4 protein-coding genes are annotated in these 4652 nt (G+C 59.5%); 2 read left to right on the forward strand and 2 right to left on the reverse strand.

Going from position 1 to position 4652, the window contains the following annotated elements:
• Both K7431_RS30730 and K7431_RS30735 read left to right on the forward strand, forming a co-directional pair.
• Positions 1–875 (forward strand): cysteine desulfurase family protein (locus K7431_RS30730; RefSeq protein ID WP_224316768.1); only part of this gene is annotated, 875 nt, incomplete at its 5' end.
• A 49-nt stretch (positions 876–924) separates the two neighbouring features.
• Positions 925–2733 (forward strand): aminopeptidase P family protein, encoded by a 1809-nt coding sequence (locus K7431_RS30735; RefSeq protein WP_012723306.1) that lies wholly within the window; start codon positions 925–927, stop codon positions 2731–2733.
• Between the two features lie 158 nt (positions 2734–2891).
• On the opposite strand, the gene K7431_RS30740 is transcribed toward K7431_RS30735, so the two are convergent.
• Both K7431_RS30740 and rhtA read right to left on the reverse strand, forming a co-directional pair.
• Complete coding sequence (locus tag K7431_RS30740) at positions 2892–3173, reverse strand: hypothetical protein (RefSeq protein ID WP_012723307.1); 282 nt, start codon at positions 3171–3173, stop codon at positions 2892–2894.
• Positions 3174–3337: 164 nt separating this feature from the next.
• Complete coding sequence (gene rhtA / locus K7431_RS30745) at positions 3338–4225, reverse strand: threonine/homoserine exporter RhtA (protein ID WP_012723308.1); 888 nt, start codon at positions 4223–4225, stop codon at positions 3338–3340.
• Between the last annotated feature and the right edge of the window lie 427 nt (positions 4226–4652).

The raw sequence follows: 4652 nt of genomic DNA on the forward strand, positions 1-4652 counted from the left end.
GGCATATCATCACCAGCCAGATCGAACACAAGGCCACCCTGGATACCGCGCGGCAACTGCAGGAAGCTGGCGTAGCCGTGACCTACCTGGTGCCGGATGCCGATGGGTTGATCAGCGTCGAGGCGGTCAGCGAAGCGCTGCGCGAGGACACCTTCCTGGTGTCGCTGATGCTGGTGAATAACGAGCTTGGCACCCTCAACGACATCCCGGCCATTGGCGCTCGCGTGCGTGAACACGGCGCGTTGCTGCATGTGGATGCGGCGCAGGGCGCGGGCAAGGTGGCGATCGACCTGGCGCAGTGGCCGGTGGATCTGATGTCGTTTTCGGCGCACAAGCTGTATGGCCCCAAGGGTATCGGCGCGTTGTATGTCGGGCCACGGGCGCAACAGAAAGTCCTGGCGCAGATTCACGGCGGCGGTCACGAAGGCGGCCTGCGCTCCGGCACGTTGGCGACTCATCAGATTGCCGGCATGGGCACCGCGTTCGCCTTGGCGGCGGCGTCGTTCGCTGAAGAAAAAGCCGTGATCGTTGCCTTGCGCCAGCGTCTGCTGGATCAGTTGGAATCGATTGCCGGCGTGCGCCTCAATGGCAGCGCTACACAACGTATTCCACACACCCTGAGCCTCACCTTCAGTGAAGGCGAATTCAATGCCGCTGCGTTGAGTGCGGGGATCGCGTTTTCCGCGACGTCCGCCTGCAATTCGGCGAGCAATACGCCGTCCCATGTGTTGCTTGCCTTGGGCCATGATGCACGCAGCGCCGGCCGTACCATTCGCTTGAGCCTGGGCCGGTTTACCACCGAGCAGGATATCGATCAGGCTGTGCAGTTGATCAAAGCGACCCTTGCCAGTGCACCGGCGTTCTGGGCGGTCTGATTCATTTATCGCAACACATAATAATTATTCGTGGTTAGCAGGAGACACAATGAGTACGCAGCCCTTGACCCATGGAACGGTACCCCAGCGCCTGGCGCATACCCGTGAACTGATGAGCCGCGAGGGCATTCACGCCCTGCTGGTGCCGTCGGCCGACCCGCACTTGTCCGAATACTTGCCGGGTTACTGGCAGGGGCGGCAATGGTTGTCGGGCTTTCATGGTTCGGTGGGGACATTGATTGTCACCGCGGACTTCGCCGGTGTGTGGGCCGATAGCCGCTACTGGGAACAGGCGAGCAAGGAGCTCAAGGGCAGCGGCATCGAATTGGTCAAGCTGCAGCCGGGTCAACCCGGTCCGCTGGAATGGCTGGCCGAGCAAACGCCGGAAGGGGGTGTCGTTGCGGTCGACGGTGCGGTGATGGCGGTGGCCTCGGCGCGCACTCTAGGCGGCAAGTTGGCGGAGCGTGGTGCGCGCTTGCGTACTGATATCGATCTTCTGGATGAAGTCTGGCGGGACCGCCCGGCTTTGCCGAACCAACCTATCTATCAGCACCTGCCACCGCAAGCCACCGTCAGCCGTGGTGAAAAACTCGCCTCACTGCGCGCCGCCTTGAAAGAGAAGGGCGCCGATTGGCACTTCATCGCCACCCTGGATGACATCGCCTGGCTGTTCAACCTGCGCGGCGGAGACGTTTCGTTTAACCCGGTGTTTGTGTCCTTTGCTTTGATCAATCAACAGCAGGCCACGCTGTTTGTGGCGCTGAGCAAAGTCGATGCGCAACTGCGGGGCGTGCTGGAGCAAGATGGCGTGACGCTGCGCGACTACAGCGAAGTGGCTGACGCATTGCGCGCGGTACCGGCAGGCGCCAGTTTGCAGGTCGACCCGGCTCGCGTCACTGCGGGCTTGCTGGAAAACCTCGATGCGGGCGTCAAGCTGGTCGAAGGACTCAACCCGACCACATTGGCCAAGTCCCGCAAGAGCCTGGCCGACGCGGAGCATATCCGCCAAGCAATGGAGCAGGATGGCGCGGCGCTGTGCGAATTTTTCGCTTGGCTGGACAGTGCACTGGGCCGCGAGCGCATCACCGAGCTGACCATTGACGAGCACCTGACTGCGGCACGCACCCGTCGCCCCGGTTATGTGTCGCTGAGTTTCAACACCATCGCCGCATATAACGCCAATGGCGCGATGCCGCATTATCACGCCACTGAAGAAGAACATGCGCTGATCGAAGGTGATGGCCTGTTGCTGATCGATTCAGGTGGCCAGTACCTGGGCGGCACCACGGATATCACGCGGATGGTGCCTATCGGTACGCCGAGTGACGAGCAGAAGCGTGATTGCACCCGCGTACTCAAGGGCGTGATCGCCTTGTCCCGTGCACATTTCCCGAAGGGAATTCTGTCGCCGCTGCTGGACGCCATTGCCCGCGCGCCGATCTGGGCTGAAGGCGTGGACTACGGCCACGGTACCGGGCATGGCGTAGGCTATTTCCTCAATGTGCATGAAGGTCCGCAGGTGATTGCCTATCAGGCCGCCACCGCGCCGCAAACGGCCATGCAGCCGGGGATGATCACCTCCATCGAGCCGGGCACTTACCGTCCGGGCCGTTGGGGCGTGCGCATCGAGAACCTGGTGCTGAACCGCGAAGCGGGCGAGACCGAGTTCGGTGAGTTTCTCAAGTTCGAAACCCTGACCTTGTGTCCGATCGATACCCGTTGCCTGGAACCGTCGCTGCTGACGGCGGATGAGCGTGAGTGGTTCAACGCTTACCACGCGCACGTGCGTGAGCGTTTGAGCCCGTTGCTCAGCGGTGCCGCGCTGGAGTGGTTGCAAGTACGCACTGCCGCTATCTGATCGGCTGCAGTTCAGGAGCCTGGGCGAGGGCGTCGGCCATAGAGTCGACGCCCTCGCCTGGGGCCGGCTGTCGCCGATACCGCATGGATTGGCGTCAATTAAGGGGCGAATGTGTATCTGGCGTTTAATAGGAGCAGTCAGGGAGACTGCTCGAGCGATTACTTGCAGATGACGATCATGCTGCGGCTGGTGTAGCCCGCAGGGTTGAGGCCGAAGGGGTAATCCCCTGGTTCCTCGGAGTTGTCACCGGACTTTGCGATTACCCGGTAGCCCTTGACGCCGCAGGAGTTGGTTGCACTGGTGTAGCACTGGTCCCAGGAAGAGGACAGGCCGGAACAGTTGATATGCAGCCCTTTTTTGCCACGTTTTACTTCTGTCTTGGTGGTCGCGGCGCAGCCAGCAATGGCCATGACCATTAACAGTATCAAAATTCGCTTCATTCCTATCCTTAATAGCCGCCTCGCACTGTTAGAGGCAGGCTCTACTCGCTCTCGGGTGTAGCGTTCGCGCTGTCCTTGTCGAAACTCTCCATGAATGACATTCGTTTGCGGCTTAAACATGGCCTAAATGCGTGCTAAATGCCAGAGCTACATTCAAACAGAATTCAATCCGCTGGAACCAACGGCTTTGACTCGCTGCGCATCGTCACTGTGGCACCTACGGAGGCCAGAATGATGCAGGTGATTGCCAGCCACTGCGCGATGGATAAGTGCTCATGTAGGAATAGCAGGCCGGAAACAGCTCCGAAAGCGGGTTCGATGCTCATCAGCGTGCCGAAGGTGCGGGCGGGGAGGCGCGTCAGTGCCACCATTTCCAACGTGTAAGGCAGGGCCGTGGACAGAATGGCGACGCCGATCGCGACCGGAATCAGTGCAGGCGTCAGCAATGCGCTGCCCGCATGGACGATGCCGATAGGCGCGACGAACAATGCGGCGATCATCACGCCAAGAGCGGCGGTCTGGACGCCGTTGTCATTACCGGCTTTCTGCCCATATAGAATGTAGAGCGCCCAGCAGACACCAGCCCCCAGCGCGTAACCAGCACCGAGCAAGTCGATGCCACTGCTGGCTTCCCCCATGGGGATGAGGAGGAGAAGGCCGATAATTGCGAGGACAATCCACAGGAAGTCTACTGCGCGTCGAGAGGCATAGATGGCTACGGCAAGCGGCCCGGTAAATTCGAGGGCGACCGCAATACCCAGAGGCACGCTGCGCAAGGACATATAGAAGAGGAAGTTCATGCCACCCAGTGCCATCCCATAAACGATGACGGTGCGCAGGGATTTGGCCGTCAGCTTGGCGCGCCAAGGACGTAGGAGAAGCAGCATGATAACGCTGGCGAAAATCAGACGCAGGGCTGTGGTGCCTTGTGCGCCGACGATAGGAAACATGCTCTTGGCCAGCGAGGCGCCGGACTGGATGGAAGCCATGGCGATCAACAGCAGGCCGACGGGGAACAATGTCGAGGCCAGGCTGCGGGGGGAGGTGGTCATTGGAAGTGTTTGTCCGAGGTCATATTGATAGAAGCGTGGGCGCTATGATGCTTAAGTGTTTGCTGTTGAGCAATATAGTGCTCAATTATCCTTTCCGACACCCTTTAAGGGGCCATGTTGGCGGTTTTCAGGTCCTTTGATAGAAAAAGCAAATTAAGGGTTGACGGCAGATTCTGGAAGTCTATAATTCGCCCCACTTCCGGCGCAGTCGAAACGGAAAACTCCTTGGTAAACAAAGAGTTACGCAGGATTCGACAGCGAGTTGCTTCAGTTCATCGAAGCCCAGAAGGAGTTGGTAGAGCGGTGCTGTTTGGCTCTATTAACGTTTCGATCCTCTCGGTCGAAAGCGGAGAAAAAGAGGTGTTGACAGCAGCGTGTAACGCTGTAGAATTCGCCTCCCGCTAACGAGAGATCGGAAGCGCAAGTG

It is taken from the genome of Pseudomonas fluorescens group sp. (genome assembly GCF_020093335.1).
GTDB classification, from domain to species: Bacteria; Pseudomonadota; Gammaproteobacteria; order Pseudomonadales; family Pseudomonadaceae; genus Aquipseudomonas; species Aquipseudomonas petroselini.